This is a genomic window from Siphonobacter sp. BAB-5385, from assembly GCF_002261125.1.
Classification (GTDB): Bacteria; Bacteroidota; Bacteroidia; order Cytophagales; family Spirosomataceae; genus Siphonobacter.
Genome location: NZ_NMPS01000060.1, coordinates 1 through 18,986 on the forward strand (window position 1 = coordinate 1; position 18,986 = coordinate 18,986).

The 18,986-nt window shown below is 49.2% G+C and carries 14 protein-coding genes and 1 pseudogene; 6 read left to right on the forward strand and 9 right to left on the reverse strand.

Going from position 1 to position 18,986, the window contains the following annotated elements:
* Positions 1 to 381 precede the first annotated feature (381 nt).
* The gene (locus BWI93_RS05770) at positions 382 to 2,142 is read right to left on the reverse strand and encodes an ABC transporter ATP-binding protein (RefSeq protein ID WP_094809197.1); all 1,761 of its coding nucleotides are present in this window, start codon (positions 2,140 to 2,142) and stop codon (positions 382 to 384) included.
* Positions 2,143 to 2,293: 151 nt separating this feature from the next.
* Here BWI93_RS05770 and BWI93_RS05775 point away from each other — a divergent pair, with 151 nt between their 5' ends.
* Positions 2,294 to 3,550, forward strand: coding sequence for a cation:proton antiporter (locus BWI93_RS05775; RefSeq protein ID WP_094809198.1), 1,257 nt, complete (start codon positions 2,294 to 2,296; stop codon positions 3,548 to 3,550).
* A gap of 58 nt (positions 3,551 to 3,608) precedes the next feature.
* Here BWI93_RS05775 and rhaT read toward each other — a convergent pair whose 3' ends face one another.
* The 8 genes and pseudogenes from rhaT to pdxA form a co-directional block, all read right to left on the reverse strand.
* Positions 3,609 to 4,667 carry an L-rhamnose/proton symporter RhaT gene (gene rhaT / locus BWI93_RS05780; RefSeq protein ID WP_094809207.1) on the reverse strand — a complete coding sequence of 353 codons (1,059 nt, stop codon included), beginning with the start codon at positions 4,665 to 4,667 and terminating at the stop codon, positions 3,609 to 3,611.
* A 397-nt stretch (positions 4,668 to 5,064) separates the two neighbouring features.
* Entirely contained in the window at positions 5,065 to 6,243 is a 1,179-nt protein-coding gene (locus BWI93_RS05785) for an acetyl-CoA C-acyltransferase (protein WP_094809199.1), read from the reverse strand.
* Positions 6,244 to 6,274: 31 nt separating this feature from the next.
* Positions 6,275 to 7,042 carry a GNAT family N-acetyltransferase gene (locus BWI93_RS05790; RefSeq protein ID WP_094809200.1) on the reverse strand — a complete coding sequence of 256 codons (768 nt, stop codon included), beginning with the start codon at positions 7,040 to 7,042 and terminating at the stop codon, positions 6,275 to 6,277.
* A gap of 35 nt (positions 7,043 to 7,077) precedes the next feature.
* Positions 7,078 to 7,221 (reverse strand): hypothetical protein, encoded by a 144-nt coding sequence (locus tag BWI93_RS27675; RefSeq protein ID WP_176454142.1) that lies wholly within the window; start codon positions 7,219 to 7,221, stop codon positions 7,078 to 7,080.
* Positions 7,222 to 7,335: 114 nt separating this feature from the next.
* The gene (locus BWI93_RS29420; RefSeq protein WP_369679102.1) at positions 7,336 to 7,545 is read right to left on the reverse strand and encodes a DNA-3-methyladenine glycosylase; all 210 of its coding nucleotides are present in this window, start codon (positions 7,543 to 7,545) and stop codon (positions 7,336 to 7,338) included.
* A gap of 11 nt (positions 7,546 to 7,556) precedes the next feature.
* Positions 7,557 to 7,955, reverse strand: coding sequence for a DNA-3-methyladenine glycosylase (locus BWI93_RS29425; protein ID WP_369679103.1), 399 nt, complete (start codon positions 7,953 to 7,955; stop codon positions 7,557 to 7,559).
* Between the two features lie 373 nt (positions 7,956 to 8,328).
* Complete coding sequence (locus BWI93_RS05800; RefSeq protein ID WP_094809201.1) at positions 8,329 to 9,207, reverse strand: YicC/YloC family endoribonuclease; 879 nt, start codon at positions 9,205 to 9,207, stop codon at positions 8,329 to 8,331.
* A gap of 26 nt (positions 9,208 to 9,233) precedes the next feature.
* Positions 9,234 to 11,002: pseudogene (gene pdxA, locus BWI93_RS29430) on the reverse strand (4-hydroxythreonine-4-phosphate dehydrogenase PdxA).
* 301 nt (positions 11,003 to 11,303) lie between these two features.
* On the opposite strand from pdxA, the gene BWI93_RS05810 reads away from it, so the two are divergent.
* The 5 genes from BWI93_RS05810 to glgB all read left to right on the forward strand — a co-directional run bounded on the left by BWI93_RS05810 (position 11,304) and on the right by glgB (position 18,778).
* Positions 11,304 to 12,254: a 2-hydroxyacid dehydrogenase gene (locus BWI93_RS05810; RefSeq protein ID WP_094809202.1), complete on the forward strand. Its 951-nt coding sequence runs from the start codon at positions 11,304 to 11,306 to the stop codon at positions 12,252 to 12,254.
* A gap of 28 nt (positions 12,255 to 12,282) precedes the next feature.
* Positions 12,283 to 13,344 (forward strand): ATP/GTP-binding protein, encoded by a 1,062-nt coding sequence (locus tag BWI93_RS05815; protein ID WP_176454143.1) that lies wholly within the window; start codon positions 12,283 to 12,285, stop codon positions 13,342 to 13,344.
* Complete coding sequence (locus BWI93_RS05820; RefSeq protein WP_094809204.1) at positions 13,344 to 14,003, forward strand: DUF3226 domain-containing protein; 660 nt, start codon at positions 13,344 to 13,346, stop codon at positions 14,001 to 14,003. Before BWI93_RS05815 ends, BWI93_RS05820 begins: the two co-directional genes overlap by 1 nt.
* A 12-nt stretch (positions 14,004 to 14,015) precedes the next feature.
* Positions 14,016 to 16,484: an endonuclease MutS2 gene (locus BWI93_RS05825; RefSeq protein WP_094809205.1), complete on the forward strand. Its 2,469-nt coding sequence runs from the start codon at positions 14,016 to 14,018 to the stop codon at positions 16,482 to 16,484.
* 302 nt (positions 16,485 to 16,786) lie between these two features.
* Positions 16,787 to 18,778, forward strand: coding sequence for a 1,4-alpha-glucan branching protein GlgB (gene glgB, locus BWI93_RS05830; RefSeq protein ID WP_094809206.1), 1,992 nt, complete (start codon positions 16,787 to 16,789; stop codon positions 18,776 to 18,778).
* Positions 18,779 to 18,986 lie beyond the last annotated feature (208 nt).

Genomic DNA, 18,986 nt, shown 5'->3' on the forward strand with positions numbered 1-18,986 from the left:
GCTGTGCCTACCGGGCGGGATGTTCCCCGCATTGCATACGGGGCTATGGATATTGAACCCCTTCGGGGTTAGTGGTTACTACCAGGGTTTTCATTTTTTATTTTGGAAACCTGGTTAAACTAGTGGGGCAAGTGGTGCGTAGCGTTTGATGGGTACGTTGCCGTTGACAAGCTGGGATATGTACCTGTTTGAAATCGCCCTTTCCAAATCTCAACGGAAATAAACAGCAGAGCGAGATTCAGGTTTTTAGCAATGCTTGAGTGGTACGAGGATACTAAAACAATTCGGGTTGTAAAAGATAGGCAAGCGAAGCCTTGATCTTTTACAACCCGAGTATAAAATCGAATGAACCACTGAAAACAGTAAACCGGCTACTGAAAACTACACCAATTCCTTATACTGCATTCGGTGAAGATTGGCGTAGGCTCCTCCACTTTCGAGCAGTTCTTCGTGTCGTCCGGCTTCCACGATGTGACCTTTGTCGAGGACCAGAATCTGATCGGCATTCTGAATGGTACTGAGGCGGTGAGCAATTACGATCGCCGTACGACCTTTCATCAGCTTAGTAATAGCCGCCTGAATCAGTTCTTCGGTCTCCGTATCTACGGAAGCCGTAGCCTCGTCTAGAATCAGGATTCGAGGATTTCGTACTAAAGCTCGTACAAACGAAATTAACTGCCGTTGCCCTACGGAAAGCGTAGCCCCGCGTTCCATGACGTTGTAATCGTAAGAACCCGGGAGACGTTGGATGAATTCGTCAGCTCCCACGAGGCGAGCGGCTTCAATGACCTGCTCCCGCGTAATCGTTGGATCGCCCAGCGTAATGTTGCGTTCGATTGTATCCGAAAACAGGAATACATCCTGCAATACCACCCCGATCCGGCTTCGTAACCAGCCCAGTTCGTAGTTTTTCAGATCGACATCGTCAATGAGAATTTGACCTTTCTGAATCTCGTAAAAACGACTCAGGAGGTTGATGGTCGACGATTTTCCCGCTCCGGTAGCTCCGACGAAAGCGATGGTTTTTCCGGCGTCAACCGTAAAATCAATGTTTTTCAGAACAAATTCCGGCTCATTATAAGCAAACCAGACATTCCGGAATTCCACTTTCCCGTGCAGTTCGGCGGGCGTATACGTTCCTTCATTCTGGGTGTATTCTTCGGAATCTAACAGTTTCAGAATACGGTCGGTACTAACGACACCCATTTGCAAGGTATTGAAGCGGTCCGCCAGCATCCGAATGGGTCGGAAAAAAAGGTTAATGAACATGATGAAGGCGGTGATAGTACCGTAGCTGGTTTGCAGGCCAATAACCTCCTTCGCTCCGTACCAGACAATCATCCCCGTAGCCATGGCCGCAATCACCTCAGCTACCGGATAATAAATCGAATAGTACAGAATAGACTTGACGTTCGCGTTACGGTGCTCCTGATTGAGCGTCTCAAACTTCTTCTGTTCGATGGGTTCCGCACTAAAAATCTGAACGATATTCATGCCCGTAATGTGCTCCTGAACAAAGGAGTTCAGGTTAGCCACCGCCGTCCGTACTTCAGTAAACGACTTCTTGACTTTCTCCTTGAAGATGTACGTGGAAATCAACATCAGCGGAACTGTACTCAGACTGATTAGTGAAAGCCGCCAATCCGCGTACATCATCACCGCAATGATCAATATGAGTTGCAGAATATCTCCGGCGATGCTGGCCAGACCTTCGGAAAAGACATCCGCGAGTGTTTCTACGTCCGAAATGGTACGGGTAACCAGTCGGCCAATGGGTGTATCGTCGAAGAATTTTAACCGCAAGTACAGAATTTTTTCGTAGAGTTGAACCCGGATATCCCGAATGATGGTTTGACCCAGCCAACCCGACAGGTAACTACTGGCAAACTGCGTCAGGCCCTGGACCACTAACAAAGCTACCATGGCGATAAGCATGGTAGTCAGGCCCTGATAATCACTGACGGCAATGTGATGGTCAATGGTATAACGAATCAGCAGGGGTGTCAGGGGAGCTAATACGGCTCCCAGCAGAATCAGTACCACCAAACTGATAAACTGTAGGTTGTAAGGTTTGATAAACTGAAATAATCGCTGAATAATTTTCCAGTCTACGATCTTACCACTAACTTTTTCTTCGGCCACGTGAGGAAAAGATTATTATTTCTAAAATGGGTATGCAATCCCTGAGCGAAGGTAACGATTTCCCCGTGATAGATACGCGGGGTTTCACCGGAGCCTTTCTGTCGCCGGAGCGGGTAGATAGGCTGTCCACCGGGCCACATGCAGGGATACAATGCGATTATCCGTACAAAAGTTTCAACGAATGAACTCCAACTGGATTTTGATCATCAGCAGTAGTCTGATTCTGGTTTCTTACCTGTTTAACTTCATTACTAAGAAAACGAACATTCCTTCCGTTTTACTACTGATTAGTTTAGGCGTAGGATTGCGGCTTTTCGCTGATAGCCGGGGTTTTTACGTAGGTCGGGTGAACGATACGCTGCCCGTATTAGGTACGGTTGGACTCATTCTGATTGTACTGGAGGGAGCTATGGAACTGGAGTTGGACCGGAAAAAGAGCAAGCTGATCTGGCAATCCTTACTGGCGGCTTTAGGCATTTTGCTGGCTACGGCTTTTACGATGGCTACGCCACTGGCCATTGCGTACGGCGATTTTCACCGTGGACTGCTCAATGCGGTACCACTGGCGGTCATCAGTAGTGCGATTGCCATTCCCAGTGTAGCCAACCTGACGGACCCCCGCAAAAAAGAATTCATTACTTACGAAAGTTCGTTCTCCGATATTCTGGGTATCATGCTCTTCAATTTTGTATTGATGAATGACGAACTGACCATGGCGTCGATGCTGCATTTCATCGTGGAAGTCGTTGGTATTCTGCTGATGTCGCTGCTGGGTTGTATCGTACTGGTGTATTTGATGAGCCGGATTACACAGCACGTCAAGTTCTTCCTCATCATTGCTCTACTCATTCTGGTGTACTCGCTGGCCAAGCTCTTTCACCTGTCGCCGCTGCTACTGATTTTGGCGTTTGGGTTAATGATGAACAACATCAATCTGGTCATTCCTAACTTCCTGCGTAAATACCTCATTCACGATAAACTGGACGAAGAATTACCCGTATTCAAGTCCATTACAGCCGAAAGTGCCTTCCTGATTCGTACGTACTTCTTCGTACTGTTTGGTTTCTCGATTGATTTACAATCGCTTACTAATCCCAAAGTCTGGCTGATTGGTGGAATCATGGTAACGACACTGTACGCCATGCGGGCCATGTATCTCAAGTGGATTTTGAATATTCCCTTATTGCCGGAATTGTTTATTGCTCCCCGGGGCCTGATTACGATCCTGATCTTTTTCGGGATACCGGCCACCATGGTCTTACCGGATTTCAGCGGGGTACTGTTGTTCACGATCATCAGTACCAATGTCATCATGTCGGCAGGCCTGATTTACTACGGACGACAAACCGGAAAAGTGATTGCGGCTCCGGAGCTATCCGATACTTCGGATTTACCAGCGGGGAGTTAATAGCAAAACGCCCCTTCCGAATGGTTCGGAAGGGGCGTTTTGCTAAAAGAAGATGCGTTTATTCACTCAGATAATTTCCGTAGCCAACGACCATAACCGACAGGATGATAGTCGCGATTCCCGTCAGAATGGTACGATACGTAGCGGGCTGTACGCCTTTCCATTCCTTCAGGTACAAACCCCAGAGATTGGAAATGATGATGATACTGGCCGTATGTAAAATCCAGGAACTGGCACCGTTGCCCAACTTGCTTTCACCCATACCGTAGAAAAAGAACTGGAGAAACCAGGTCGTTCCCGCTATGGCCGAAAACACGTAGTTATTCAGCAGGGGCGTTTTGGAATCGGTATAGTTACCAAAGGTTTTATTGCGGAAATTTAGCAGTAAGGACCAGAGCAGGTTGGTAGTCAGTCCGCCCCAGAGTACGACGACGAAAATGACATTATTCTGAAACAGCGGATTACAACCCGCGGTGATCGCTTTCAAAGCCATCGGCTTTCCGGCTTCGATACCGAAGTTGAAGCAGGCACTCAGAATACCGGAGAAGGTGGCTACAATCAGACCCGTCCAGAGGTTGAATTCCTGTACACTGGCTTTTTTCTCTTCTTCGGAAAGATCGGCTTCTTTCATGACGCCCGCCCGTCCGCAAATCACAATGCCGATGATACAGATGAGTACGCCCAGGAGTACTACTTTGCCACCCGTAGAATTAATCATCTGCGTAATCGTTCCTTCGGTTTCCTGGGTAAAGAAATCGCGGTAAATCGGTGGAATCAAGGCACCAAAGGCAGAGCAAAAGCCCAGTACCACTGACTGACCAAGGGACAGACCCAGGTAACGCACGGACAACCCAAACGTAAGGCCACCGATGCCCCACAACAGTCCCATCACGTAGGTCCAGAACAGCGTATCGCTATCGGTTTGCCGAATGATGGCCATGAAATCAGGAATCGTAAGCCAGGCGGCCACGTAAGGAGCGATTAGCCAGGAGAATAGACCACCAATGATCCAGTAACTTTCCCAGGCCCACTCTTTTACGCGTTTGAAAGGAATATAGAAACTGCCGGAAGCGAACCCACCAATGAAGTGGAAAATGACACCAAAGAGAGCCTGCATAAAGAAAGAGTAGAGGTATTCGTAATTCCCAAAGCTAGGGAAGTTCGGGGATTTTAACCATCCCGTACTGTCGGGGGAATAGGCTTTTTCGGGTGTTTGCTTGAAATATTTGAATACTTTTTCTGTCAATAAAACGAATCTGAGCGTCGCATGAAAATGCCACGGATCAGTAATCCATGGCATTCCGACGAACCTTCAACCTTTTTCTATACTACACGCAAAACGTGTGTTCGTGTGTAGCACACAAACTGGGTATACAACGCAGGCCGTTCGTAAGCGGGTATGAATCAAGAGAAAAGATGCGATGGAATGCCGAACAAGCACGATCAAAAACCTTAAAAAATAGAAACCCCGTCCGAGTACCTGGGACGGGGTTTTAGGCTTGATGAAGAGAAGTCTAATTTAAAAACTCGTAGATACCGGCTACGCCCTGGCCACCGCCGACGCAGGCCGTGACCATGCCGTATTTTTGCTGCCGCCGACGCATTTCGTGGAGCAATTGCACCGATAAACGGGCTCCGGTAGATCCCAAAGCGTGACCTAAGGCAATGGCTCCACCGTTGGGATTGACCAGCTCGGGATTGATCCCCAGTTCCTGAATCACCGCCAGCGACTGGGCCGCGAAAGCTTCATTCAGTTCCACCTGCTCAATATCGTCCAGTTTCAAACCGGCCTGTTTCAGAGCTTTGGGGATGGCCGCCACGGGGCCAATGCCCATGATCCGGGGTTCGACGCCCGCTGTAGCGTAGCTCATCATCCGGGCAATGGGTTGCAGGCCCAGTTCGTTCACCAGCCGCTCGGACATGACCACGACAAAGGCCGCTCCATCGGAGGTTTGCGAGGAATTGCCTGCCGTAACGCTACCATTGGCCGCAAAAACGGGTTTCAGCTTCGCTAACGCTTCCATACTCGTATCCGCCCGGGGACCCTCATCAAGAGCTACGGCGAATTCTTTCGTTTTTTTCTTACCGCTCAGGGGATCAAAGAAGGTTTCCTGCACTGGAATCGGAACGATTTCTGCATCGAAAATCCCTTCTGACTGAGCTTTCAACGCTTTCTGATGGCTGGCCAGAGCAAAGGCATCCTGAGCTTCCCGGCTGATTTTGAACTGTTGAGCGACCTGTTCCGCCGTAAGCCCCATGCTCAGGTAGTAATCCGCGTGATTCTTGGCAATGTCGTAGTTGAGAGCCGTTTTCCAGCCCATCACCGGCACCAGCGACATGGATTCCGTACCGCCCGCAATAATGCAATCGGCCCAGCCCGCGTGGATTTTGCTCGCGGCCATGGCCACGGCTTCCAAACCGGAACCGCAGTAGCGGTTAATGGTCAGGCCCGAAACCGTTTCGGGAAGGGCCAGGAGGGAAATGTACCGACCCATCTGCATGCCCTGTTCGGCTTCGGGTACGGCGTTGCCGACGATGAGGTCATCGACGCGGCTGGGGTCCAGTTGAGGAATCGTTGAAAGGGTATGTTTAATGACCGTAGCCGCCAGATCGTCGGGGCGAGTAAAGCGTAAACCTCCCTTGGGAGCTTTACCGACGGGGCTACGGAAACCGGCTACAATGTAAGCGTCCATGAAATTGTTGAATGATTTGAAGACAATTTATTTACTTTCTGGGAAAGAAGAACGTGTAAGTGCGTTTTTCTGATTCCATCGCTCCAAGATTGTTTTTAAAACGAATGAGACCCTCGTTGCGTTCGCCGTTCTCCGTGGAGATTCCCAGATCCAGAAGTTCGTACCCTTCGCGTTGACAAAGCCGATACAAACCCGCATACGCCAGAATGAGCGGACTGGAGCTTAAAAAAGCCGGATCATCGGCGGGATACAGGGTATACAGAATCCGATTATTGATGTGAACCGTTACGATTAAAGCCGCCAGCACGGTATCCTGCCGCACGGTGAACACCCGAAAAATGCCGGGCAACTGCTGAATCGACTGTTGTAACTGCTCCAGCGATAGGGTCATCGGACGGTTTTTCCGGCGGCGGGCTTCCGCGATGAAAGCGTGTACCTGCGGCCAGTCGGGTTCCACCCATTCAGAAAAGGTAAAGCCTTCCCGCTCACTTTTCCTTAATCGGCGTAAGGTGGAGGCGTGTAAGTACTGTTCAATGGGCAGGGAAGAAACCGACAAATGCTGATTCAGTTCGGTGGTCGTGACCCGAAAACCAGCTTCTGTAAACAGCCGATGCAGGTGAGTAGCTAGTTCGGGGTTCAATCCATCTGGAAAACTACGAAGTTCAAGAAAAGGTACGGTTGAAACTTCGGCAAAAACAGCCTGTACGAATATCTGCAACGCTGAAAGCGGAACGTCAGTATTCGTTTCGATTCCACCAAACGTCGCCCGGCGGGGACTGATGGCTTTTTCGGGCGTCATAAATACCGTAAGCCGGGCCTGTATCTGCTCCGCTTTCAGTAAAAAAAGGTCAGTACCCGGTCGCCCGGCTGTACCTGGGTTTGAAGGTGAAGGGGTTCATTAAACAAATAACGTTCAAAGGGGAGGGTCGGAATAGCTTCTGAAAACTCAACGATCCGTACCGTATACGTAGCATCCATAAGAGGAGCAAAGTACAAAAATCCTGGTTTCTGGTTACGAGTTGTTGGTTGATTGTGACGTTGACCAAGGGAAATTAGGTAACAGATTCTTTAAAGGTAGCCTAGTATAGCCCTCTATTTCTTACTAATAAACGCATTACCCTTCACGTAGAAACGATAGGGGAGTTCTACGCCTACTTTAATGCCAATTCGCGTCGTCTGGACCACGTCGAAATCGTGTAAAACGGCCGGTTCGATAAACAACGGACTATCCTGAATCATCCAGAAATTCATCTCCTTGGTAATAGCCATGGCGTGTACCAGACTCGCCGGACCCTTGCACAACTGCGTCGGTTTCAGTACCCGATCGGCGTAGGTTTTCCGAAAAACTGTTGAATTCGTTGCTGAGCGGCGATGCGGCGTTCCGCCATCAAATCCAGCCCTTCCGTCGGTTCCAAAGCCCGGATCAGAACAGCCTCGCCAATACCTTCGCCACCACTGGAAATATTGACGCAGTAATATTGACCATAAATCTGATACACGTAAATCATGCCTACTGGACCGAACATGGGGGCATTGCGAACCGTCTTTCGCGTGTAGGCATGGCAGGCCGGATCGTCTTTTAGGTACGCTTCCGTTTCGACGATAATCCCCGCCGTGCGGCCCTCGGGACTGTTATGAACCAATACACATCCCAGTAAATTACGGGCTAAATCAAGGGAAGGTTGCTGATAAAATTCGGTAGTGAGCGGCATAGAGTACGGAAATAAAACACAAATACGGCGTACGGAATAAAACCATTCCATACGCCGTAGGATACGCTCTGACGTTTACAAAGAGTAGCAGTCTAGCTGTAAGTTTAGAAACGTTACCTTCTATCAATCTCCTCAACCCCGAAGGGATTCAATATAAATAGCCCCGTATGCAATGCGGGGATGCCGGATTGAGATTTGCAAAGGCAGTTGGAAACTGCCAGATGGTAGGTACAGGTTTGGAAACCTGCACCAGTACAAAGTATAAACCTACCCTACATTACTATAAACGTCTACTATACCAACTACCTTAACCCGAAGGGATTCAATGTACATAGCTCCGTATGCAATACGGGGAACATGGGTATGGGAATAGTTACAACACGTTCGCCGTTTGTTCCTTAATTTTCTCCAGATCGTCTTTCATGCCTACGACCAGTCGCTGCAGGCCCGCATCATTGGCTTTTGAGCCGATGGTATTGATTTCCCGTCCAATTTCCTGAGCCATGAAACCCAGCTTTTTGCCGTTGCCTTCCTGGATGATTTCCCGGAAATAATCGAGGTGCGTTTGCAGACGTACTTTTTCTTCGGAAATGTCGTATTTCTCGACGTAGTAGACCAGTTCCTGCTCGAAGCGATTTTTATCGAAACCGTCTTCCCCGAGTAAATCCGTAATGGTTTTCAGCAAGCGTTCGCGTACTGCCGGAATCCGCAGTCCATCCTGTTCAGCAACCTGCTGTAAACCTTTTTCAATCCCGTTGATGCAGTCGCTGAAAATACCTTCGAGTACCTGTCCTTCGCGTTCGCGGAAGGCCTGGCATTCGGTCAGGGCCAGACGCACAGCTTCCAGAGCAGTTTTCCACTCGTCTTCCGAGCTTTCTGTGACTACTTCGGTATTCTGGGCGTTCGGCCAGGTTAGAGCCAGCTTGAACATTTCCAGGTCGTCGAAGCTATTGCTCAGGTGGTAGAAGCTTTCCCGTAAATCCTGAAAATACGCCTTTACGAGCGGACGGTTTACGGAAACGGAGGCTTCGGCCTGGGCCGTCTTGGTAATACTGATATTCAGCTCAATTTTTCCGCGTTCGAGTTCAGCCGAAAGGAGATTACGCAGTTCAATTTCCCGACTTGATAAACTTTTGGGTATTCTGCAAAAAATGTCTAAACCCTTGGAATTTAGTGTTTTAATTTCGGCAGTTACCTGAAAGCCATCCGCTTCCAGAACGCCCCGGCCAAAGCCGGTCATCGATTTCAACATAGTACAGAAAATATGAACAAGAACGACTAGGCTTCGGGGTTCTCGTCCGGTTTAGCGTTGGTTGGCGGCGTTTTGGCAATCAGTAAAGATTGAGAAATCGCTAATAATTTTATCTGGGCTTCCCGGTTTTCCGAAGGCTCTGATTCAGCGTCCGGTTTAGGTCGCTGGTTCTGGTTTTCCCGCCGATCCGGGCGTGGTTGACGCTCGTCTCGCTGGAAACGGGGGTTGTTATTCCGATTCTGCCGGTCTTCCCGCCGGGGCCGTTCATTGGGACGTTGTTCTTCACTTCCGGCAGGGGTCGCATCCGCACTGGCTTCCTGCGGAGGCCGCTGGTTTTGATTTTCCCGCCGATCCGGGCGTTGCTGACGATCTTCCCGCTGGGGACGATTGTTTCGATTTTGCCGATCCTCCCGCCGGGGCCGTTCATTCGTGCGTTGCTCTTCGGCTTTGGGTTCCAGGGGTTGTTCGGCTATCGGGTCCGATGCAGGCAAGTCCGTCGCTACGGGTGAGGCAGCTGGACGGCGGTCTTCCCGGGGTGGGCGATTTTCGCGGTTAGAGCGTTCTTCCCGATTGGGACGTTCTTCGCGATTGGAGCGATCCTCCCGGGCCGCTCGTTCTTCGCGGGGTTGCCGCTCGTCGCGATTCGGGCGATCTTCCCGGTTGGGACGATCTTCCTTCGCGGAGCGGGTCGAAGTTTCCGTTCGGGGATCCCGATCATCCGTGACGGGTAGTTCCGTCATGGCTGCATCATTCTGGTGCTCAAGTCCCTGAGCTTCCAGGCTTTCCCATTCGGTACGGTGCCGGACAATGTCCAGAGCCGAATACAACGCGTGTAGCATGGAACTGGGATCGGCTACATTTTTACCCGCAATATCGTAAGCCGTACCGTGATCAGGACTCGTCCGAACGATGGGCAGACCCGCCGTAAAGTTTACGCCGTCTTCAAAAGCCAGCATCTTAAACGGCATCAGGCCCTGGTCGTGATACATGGCCAGAATGGCATCGAATTTCTTCCAGCTGCTGGCTCCAAAAAGCCATCGGCGGGGAAAGGTCCGTATACCAAATGATTTTTCTTGCGGAACTGATCGATTACGGGCAGGATGACATCCTTTTCTTCGTTGCCCAAAAGTCCGTCTTCACCCGCATGCGGGTTCAGACCCAGTACCGCGATCCGGGGTTTCTGAATACCGAAATCTTCCTTTAAAGACTTGATAATCTGCGTTAATTTCCGGGAAACTGCGTCCTGATTGATGTTCGAACGAACTCGGCCCAGGGGTACGTGACCCGTCACCACGCCCACTTTCAGGCGTTCAGATACCATGAACATCAGGTATTCGGAACTGCTGAAGGCTTCGGCGAGGTATTCGGTATGTCCTGGAAACTTGAATTCTTCGGATTGAATGTTGTACTTGTTGATGGGGGCCGTCACCAAAGCCGAGAGATGTCCCGCTTTCAGGTCTTCAACGGCTTTCGCCAGACTCTGGTACGCGGCCTGTCCGGCTTCGGGTACTACTTTACCCGGTTCAACGTTGGTCTGGCTGTCATCGAAACAGGTGATGACGTTGACCATCTTGGTATTCATCTGATCAGCAGCGGGGGCCGGATGCAGCTGCCAGTCTTTCATGTCGTACAGATGCTTGTAACGGTTCAATACCCGCATCGATCCGTAGACCACCGGCGTAAAATGTTTATTGAGTTGATTTCCGTGTAAGGCTTTCAGGATTACTTCGGGTCCGATACCGTTGTAATCGCCCAAAGTGATGCCAATAACCGGTTTCTGTGCTTGCTCGCTCATGATCGTTTCATCCAGTCAGATTTGGGGTTATACTGACCTTGAAAATCAGGATAACTGGGCGAAGTTACGGCATCCATCAGGGAATTGGCCCTGCGGGAAGTCTTTTTTTGGCAAAGACCGAAGTAGGTAAAGCTTATTTCCGGCGTGTCAGGGCCACCCAAACCATCCTTTCCTTTCACTCAGGGAAACTCTGGGCTTTGAAAATGGGTTGAATAATACGCACTTTCATGGGCGATACGAAAGTTTTAACTTTGACCTTTTATCAGCAATACCAGCCCAGTTTTGGCTAACTCCTTCTGCGATGAAACGAATTTTTGTTTGTGATGAAATGCACCCCAGCCTGTTCGAAATGCTTGACGGAGCCGGGTTTGCCTATACCTATCAACCCAAAGCCAAGCGGGACGAAATTCTCGAACAGATTGCCGACTATGAAGGATTGATGATCCGCAATAAAACCCGCGTGGACGAGGCTTTTCTACAGGCCGCCACGCGTCTGGAATTCATCGGTCGGGCTGGGGCCGGACTGGATCTGATTGACCGGGAAGCTTGTGATCGCCATCACGTACGCCTGTTTGCGGCCAATGCCGGGAATATGGATGCCGTGGGCGAACATGCCCTGGGCATGTTACTGGCTCTGCTCAACCATATCCATACCGCCGACCGGGAAGTACGCCAGAAAATCTGGTTACGCGAAGCCAATCGTGGTACCGAACTGGGCGGCAAAACCGTTGGTTTAATTGGGTATGGGCATAACGGACAGGCCTTTGCCAAACGACTGAGCGGTTTCAACGTGAACGTGCTGGCTTACGATAAATACCGGGATAATTATTCCGATGCGTACGCCAGGCAAGCCAGCATGGAGCAGCTTTTTGAGCAGGCCGATGTACTGAGTTTGCACATCCCGCTGACGGATGAAACGAATTATTTGGTACGCGAAGATTTCATTAGTCAGTTTCAGAAGCCTTTCTACCTGATCAACTGTTCGCGGGGGGAAATCGTACAACTGGCCGCCGTGTTGCAGGGATTACAGTCTGGAAAAATCCTGGGAGCCTGCCTGGACGTACTGGAAAACGAAAAACTCCACCAGTTACCCGCCGGTCCCGACGAAGTGTTTGATTCCCTGATTCAATTGCCGAATGTCATCTTCACACCCCACGTAGCGGGCTGGACGCACGAGAGTTACGTCCGGATTAATGAGGTGCTGGTGCAGCAGATTTCAAATGCCGTGTCGAAAGATCGAGTGGCAGAATGATTGGATAACCTTTAGAAAAAACACACCTATGCTTCACTCGCTGGAAATAAAAAACTACCGGAATTTACGTCACCTAACTATCCCGAAATTAGGCCGGGTCAATCTGGTGATTGGAAAGAATAATACGGGTAAGAGCAGTTTATTGGAAGCGGTGGCGATCTTGAATACGAATGATATCTGGAAAACGCTTTATGCTATTTTAGGAGATAGAGGTGAAGTAATTGACAGCAAGGATATTGAGTATAGAAAAAGAATAGAAGAGGTTTTTTCCTCATTGATTTATAATTCAATAATCGATCAATGGAATGAAAATAATCATATTCAAATAATAGACTTAGGAAGTAAAGTTACACTAGGATTTGTATTTGGTATTATTGGCTTAAATAATAGCTTTTTTACTCTTGTTAAAAATAAATCCGAATTAGAGGGGAAAGGTTTTCAAGGAATAAGAATACTTAAGTATAAAAGAACAGGTGAAGATAATAATTATCATCATTCAGGAGGGAATTTAGGTGGTGAAAACTTATTAACTTCTATTACTACGGATAATTTCAAATATGTCAGTCCTTCTTTGCTAACGAAAATTAATTCCCAATTATGGGATCTGATCGCGTTAACAGATGAGAAAAAGTCGGTCATAAAAGCTTTGCATTTAATTGATTCAAATATTGTAGATTTAGACTTTAATAGTGCAGACGAAGCCTTTATACGTCATAAGAATCTAGGTAAATTACCTTTAAAAAGAATGGGAGATGGGATAAATCGAATCCTTACTATCATTCTAAAAATGGTTACCTGCACTAATGGTTACCTACTCATCGACGAATTTGAAAACGGCCTTCACTACTCTGTTCAGGAAAAGCTATGGGAAATTATTTTTCAGCTAGCTGAAAAGTTAAATGTTCAGGTTTTTGCTACGACGCACAGTAATGATACGATTAAAGCTTTTGAATCAATTGTCAATAGCCAAGATCAATATCAGAATAGTCAGTTGATTAAGCTAGTTAATATAGATGGGGAGATTAAGCAGGAAACTGCAGATGCAGAAGATTTAGAAATTATTGTTGAAAATAATATTGACCCTCGCTAATGAAAATACGCGAAAAGTTAAAGGCTAAATTATTGGTAGAGGGAAACGATGATCAACATGTAGTTTGGGCTCTCTGCAAGAAGTATGATATTCTGCAAAATTTTGAAGTTGTCGATTGTGAAGGAATCACGAAGTTATTAGATCAATTGCCCACACGATTAAGGCTTGAATCGAATACAAGCGTAGGGGTACTATTGGATGCCGATCATGATTCAATGAATCGTTGGAAAAGTTTACAGGATCAGTTAGTGAGGTTGGATTACTATTTACCCGAACATCCTAATCCTAGCGGCACAATTATTGAATCTTCCAGCTACTATCCACGTTTAGGTATATGGCTTATGCCGGATAATTTACAAAGCTCTGGAATGCTGGAAGATTTTGCCAAAGTACTGATTCCAGAAGGAGATGAACTGATAGCTGAAGTAGAGCGGGTTTTAGCGGTTATCGAAGCCATGCCCAGAAAAGCCCTGTATAAAGATATCCACCGGGCTAAAGCTTTCATCCATACCTGGCTGGCCTGGCAGGAAGATCCCGGAACACCGATGGGTTTAGCCATTACAAAATCCTATTTGAATCACAACCACGAACTAGCTGCCCGCTTTGTCACCTGGTTAAATACCCTCTTCAACCCAATACAAGAAACCAGTAACCAATAACCAAAAACTAACTTGCTTTACCCAAAAAACATAGAAGAAAAACTCGGATTCGACCGGATCCGTCAGATGCTGAGCGAGGCTTGCCTGTCGTCGCTGGGTCGGTCGTTTGTCGAGAAAATACGCTTTTCCGACCGCTTTGACCAGATCCAGAAAATGGTGGGTCAGGTGGCCGAAATGAAGGAAATTGTGGCTCACGAGCCGGATTTTCCGCAGTCGAATTACATTGACGTTAACGAACAAATTGCCAAAGCCCGCATTGAAGGGGCCTTTTTGGACGAAGAAGAATTTTTCGATCTCAAACTTTCGCTGCGTACCATTCAAAGTATTCAGCGGTTTTTCGAGAACAAAGAAGAACCCAGCTTTCCGTACCTGCGGGAACTGACCGTACAGGCGTTTCAGGAACGTAAAACCGACGACGAAGATAAACCCCGCCGGAGTAAGAGTGATGAGCTGTCGCAGTTACTCAAGGAAATTGACCGGATCATCGATGATCGTGGTCGGTTGCGGGACAATGCCTCGGCGGAGTTGCAGCACATTCGTCGGGAACTGATTGCCGAACAGGCCCGTCTGCGGCGGACGCTCGATTCGATGTTACGGACGGCCCAACAAAACGGATGGGTACCCGAAGGAGCGACCATGACCGTGCGGAACGGTCGGATGGTGATTCCGCTGGTGGCCGAGCATAAACGCAAAATTCGGGGCTTCGTACAGGATGAATCGGATTCGGGGAAAACCGTTTTTCTGGAGCCCGCCGATGCCCTGGAGTCGAATAATGAAATTCGGGAGCTGGAGTCGCGGGAACGCCGGGAAATCATCCGTATCCTGACCGATCTGACCTCGAAAGTGCGTCCGCATACCGAAGAACTCAAGCGGGCCTATACCTTTCTGGGCATCGTGGATTTCATTCGGGCCAAGGCTAAACTGGCGTTGGAAATGAACGCCAACGCTCCATTTTTCGTCCAGCAACCCCTCGTGGACTGGCACGGTGCCCGGCACCCACTTTTGCTGATGAGCTATCAGAAACAGGGCCGGTCGGTGGTACCGCTGCACGTGAAACTGGATGCCACACAACGCATTTTACTCGTATCCGGCCCCAACGCCGGGGGGAAGTCGGTAATGCTGAAAACGCTGGGTCTGATCCAGTATATGTTCCAGTGCGGCCTGCTGGTACCGGTGGATGATTTCTCAACGATTGGTCTCTTCCGGAATCTGTTCATGGACATTGGCGATGAACAAAGCCTGGAAAACGACTTGTCGACGTACTCGTCGCACCTGACCAACATGAAGCATTTTCTGTTGCATTCGGACAAGAAAACGCTGTTTCTGATCGACGAGTTTGGTACGGGAACTGAGCCGAGTCTGGGCGGAGCCATTGCTGAAAGTATCCTTAACGATCTGAATCGCTCGGGGGCCTACGGCGTCATCAATACGCACTATTCCAACCTGAAAACCTTTGCCGACCGTACGGAAGGGCTGGTCAATGGAGCCATGCGTTTCGATGCCGAACACCTGGAACCGCTCTACGAACTGGAAATCGGGAAGCCCGGTAGTTCGTTTGCCTTTGAAATTGGCCGGAAAATCGGCTTGCCTAAGCCCGTACTCGACGCGGCCCGGCAGAAGCTGGATCGCCATCAGGTGAATTTTGAGAAGTTATCGAAAGAACTGGAAATCGAGAAAAAGGTCTTCCAGGATCGGAACGCCCAGAATTTACAGCGGCAACAGGAACTGGACAAACTCACCGAGCAGTACCAGACGCTGAAAAGTTACCTGGATACGGAGAAAAAACGGCTGCTCAACGAGGCGAAGATTCAGGCGAAAGAACTGCTGCGGGAAGCCAATGCTAAGATTGAGAATACCATTCGGGAAATCCGTGAACAGGGAGCTGAAAAGCTGGCCACCAAGGAAATCCGTCAGCAATTAACCGATTTCTCGGCTCAGAAGCTCACGCAGGAAGTGATTGCCCCACCCAAAGCCGCCCCGGCCCCGACGAACGAAGTGGAAGTCGTAGGCGGGACCATTACGGTAGGATCACTGGTCCGCATCAAAGGGCAGAGTACGGTGGGGGAAGTACTGGATCTGAAGGGAAAAGACGCCGTTATTGCCATTGGCGATCTGCGTACGACGGTGAAAGCGAACCGTCTCGAAAAGGTTTCCCGCAAAGAATTCAAAGCCGCTACGGGCGACGATAAACCCCGGGCCAAGCTCACGGGTGTAGATCTAAACGAAAAAGCCATCAACTTCTCGTTCAACCTGGATGTACGGGGTAAACGCGGCGAAGAGGCAATGGTGGCTGTCGATAATTTCATGGACGATGCCATTATGCTGGGATACCCCGAGCTGCGGATTGTACACGGAAAAGGTGACGGTATCCTGCGTCAACTCCTTCGCAATCACCTGCGTACCTACGCTCAGGTAGCCGGTATGGCCGACGAACACCCTGATCGAGGTGGGGCAGGGGTTACGGTAGTGCAGATGAAATAACCTTACGGATTGCGTAGCTTAGCAAGGCTCATTCGTTCAAACTAGCGAACGAATGGGCCTTTTTGCTTTTCTGGCTCTTCGCTCTTTTTTCTCTAGCACATTCGTCGGAAAATGCTATTTTGCGGCAGTCCTTCACGACGCTATGGTTCAGAATTTTTATCGAAACCGGTACTAACCAAACGAACGCTTTTTAGTTAAGTATTCAGAACCCCAGTCCGACTTTCAGGAATTTCCAAACCCTTGCGGCAGGTCTGAAATAGGTTACTCATTTGCAGCCTTTTATCATTTGTTTTACACCACGTATGGCGAAGTCAAGCATTCAACTAGAACCTCAACCTCAGGAAAGTTTGTCCGGGCAATCGGCTGATCCGACTTCCTCTGTTTCTTTCAAAGCCGTCGAACCGCTCAGTCGCTTTTCTGAGTTCGATATTCATTTGTTTGCGTCGGGTAAGCACTTTAAACTGTACGAAAAGCTCGGCTCGCACGTCATGGAGCACCAGGGCGTTACGGGTACGTATTTCGCCGTATGGGCTCCGAATGCCAAGTACGTATCCGTGATTGGTAACTTCAATTACTGGAATCGCGGAGCGAACGCTCTGTACGTACGCTATGACAGTTCAGGAATCTGGGAAGGCTGGATTCCGAACGTAGGCAATGGCGAAGTATACAAATACTTTATCGTAGCCAATTCGGGTGAAGAACTGGAAAAAGGCGATCCGTACGCCCTGCGTTGGGAGGAGCCACCCTCCACCGCCAGTATCGTCTGGGATACCTGGTACGAATGGAACGACGCCGACTGGATGCAGACGCGAGCCGAAAAGAATAAACTCAACGCTCCCGTTTCGGTGTATGAAGTCCACCTAGGCTCCTGGTTACGCGACCCACAGGACCCGGATCGTCGTTTACGGATTCCCGAATTTGCGGATCGTCTGGTTGATCACGTCAAAGAATGCGGTTTTACGCACGTCGAGTTCATGCCCGTCATGCAACACCCCTATGAACCTTCCTGGGGGTATCAGATTACGGGGTATTACGCCGCTAACAATAAGTACGGTACGCCACAGGAGATGATGATGCTGTTCGAAAAACTGCATCAGAATGGCATTGGCGTAATTCTGGACTGGGTACCGAGCCACTTCCCGGGTGATACCACGGGCTTGTTTTACTTCGATGGTTCACACCTGTACGAACACGCTGACCCCCGGCAGGGCTATCACCCCGACTGGAAATCCTATATTTTCAATTACGGTCGGAACGAAGTACGGAGCTTCCTGTTATCGAACGCCGTTTTCTGGCTGGATCGTTACCACGTTGATGGCCTACGGGTGGATGCCGTGGCTTCCATGCTGTATCTGGACTACTCCCGGAATGCAGGTGAGTGGGTACCCAACGTGTTTGGGGGCCGCGAAAACCTGGAAGCGATTTCGCTGTTCCGCGACCTCAATACCATCATCTATCAGGAATACCCCGATACCCAAACCATTGCCGAGGAGTCAACGGCGTTCCCCGGCGTATCGCGTCCGGTCTATACGGGCGGACTGGGCTTTGGCATGAAGTGGATGATGGGCTGGATGAACGATACGCTGAAGTACTTCGAACGAGATCCGGCGTACCGCAAGTACCACCAGGATCAGTTTACCTTCAGTACGGTTTACGGGTTTACCGAAAACTTCATGTTACCCCTCTCGCACGACGAAGTGGTCTACGGGAAGGAAGCACTGGTTTCGAAAATGCCCGGCGATGAATGGCAGCGTTTTGCGAACCTGCGATTGTTATTCACGTACATGTTTACGCACCCCGGAACCAAATTGCTGTTTATGGGGGGCGAATTCGGTCAGACGTCGGAGTGGAACTTTAAACAATCGCTGGACTGGCACCTCTTGCAGTACCCGCCGCATTTGGGTATGAAAGCCTGCGTGACGGAATTGAATGCTTTGTATAAGAAAGAACCAGCCCTCTTTGAGCATAGTTTCTCAGCCGAAGGCTTCGAATGGATTGATACGACGGATCGCGAAAACACGGTGCTGGTGTACAGCCGGAAAGGTTATTCACCCACCGAAAAACTGGTGATCGTCCTGAACATGACCCCCGTACCCCGCCCCAACTACCGCATTGGTGTACCGATGCAAGGGATGTATACCGAAATCTTCAACTCCGACGCCATTCGTTTCTGGGGTACGGGCAAGTACGAAAATGGTACCTACATGTCCGAAGCCATCACCTGGCAGGGCAAAGAGCAATCCATCAGCGTAAACATCCCTCCGCTGGCAGCGATTGTGTTGAAGGTTTGGTGAGGGTAGTTTTCAGTTTGCGGTTTTCCGTTTTCAGTTGAGTTTCATACTACCGATCGTCTTTGTAGAAATCAAGAATTAAAGCCCAGCGTAACTCTGTACAAATTCAGAGTTACGCTGGGCTTTTCGTTGTGAGTCTTTGAGCCTTCGTATCGTCGTGACAAATAAGCTAACGACTCAACTGAAAACAGAAAACCGCAAACTGAAAACT

Coding starts and splice junctions, on each gene's coding strand:
- glgB (WP_094809206.1), top strand. CDS start 16,787: ATGGCGAAGTCAAGCATTCAACTAGAACCTCAACCTCAGGAAAGTTTG.
- BWI93_RS05810 (WP_094809202.1), top strand. CDS start 11,304: ATGAAACGAATTTTTGTTTGTGATGAAATGCACCCCAGCCTGTTCGAA.
- BWI93_RS05790 (WP_094809200.1), bottom strand. CDS start 7,042: ATGACGCCCGAAAAAGCCATCAGTCCCCGCCGGGCGACGTTTGGTGGA.
- BWI93_RS29425 (WP_369679103.1), bottom strand. CDS start 7,955: ATGCCGCTCACTACCGAATTTTATCAGCAACCTTCCCTTGATTTAGCC.
- BWI93_RS05775 (WP_094809198.1), top strand. CDS start 2,294: ATGCGATTATCCGTACAAAAGTTTCAACGAATGAACTCCAACTGGATT.
- BWI93_RS05800 (WP_094809201.1), bottom strand. CDS start 9,207: ATGTTGAAATCGATGACCGGCTTTGGCCGGGGCGTTCTGGAAGCGGAT.
- BWI93_RS27675 (WP_176454142.1), bottom strand. CDS start 7,221: ATGGATGCTACGTATACGGTACGGATCGTTGAGTTTTCAGAAGCTATT.
- BWI93_RS05815 (WP_176454143.1), top strand. CDS start 12,283: ATGCTTCACTCGCTGGAAATAAAAAACTACCGGAATTTACGTCACCTA.
- BWI93_RS05785 (WP_094809199.1), bottom strand. CDS start 6,243: ATGGACGCTTACATTGTAGCCGGTTTCCGTAGCCCCGTCGGTAAAGCT.
- BWI93_RS05820 (WP_094809204.1), top strand. CDS start 13,344: ATGAAAATACGCGAAAAGTTAAAGGCTAAATTATTGGTAGAGGGAAAC.
- rhaT (WP_094809207.1), bottom strand. CDS start 4,667: ATGCAGGCTCTCTTTGGTGTCATTTTCCACTTCATTGGTGGGTTCGCT.